This window comes from Acinetobacter sp. ANC_7553 (assembly GCF_056779895.1).
In genome coordinates this window covers 1-417 of the sequence record NZ_JBWYIV010000052.1, presented here as the reverse complement: position 1 = coordinate 417, position 417 = coordinate 1, and the positions used below count along the sequence as shown (strand labels likewise).

At 50.4% G+C, this 417-nt stretch carries 1 pseudogene; it reads left to right on the top strand.

Annotated features, from left to right (window positions below):
• Window positions 1–417, top strand: a pseudogene (locus tag AC1M9I_RS14630) (type VI secretion system tip protein VgrG); the annotation flags it as partial.

Genomic DNA, 417 nt, shown 5'->3' with positions numbered 1-417 from the left:
ACCACCAAGACAATGCCAGCCTAGGCCTCGAACAAGCATGGCACATCAGCCCTGCATGGATCCAAGACCTCAAAGGCGAAGACCAAGCCACTGCCTCAGGCAACAGCCAAGTCGAAAAACTCAACCAACACCTTAGCGACTACTACGCTGGACAAAGCAAACAATTCATCGCCAAAGCCAGCGTCAGAGACAGCCAGGTCGGCTACTGGTTCAAACTCGATGGCCATCCAGAAATTGCACAACACAGCGGAGCTGATCAAGAATTCCTCATTGTTGGCAAACGCTACTACAACCAAAACAACCTACCCAAAGACTTAGACCAACAAGTCCAACAACTGCTACAACGCAGCCAATGGACGCCAAAACACAAGACAAACACCAACCAAGCAACCCACAAGGATCAAGAACGCCAAGCCA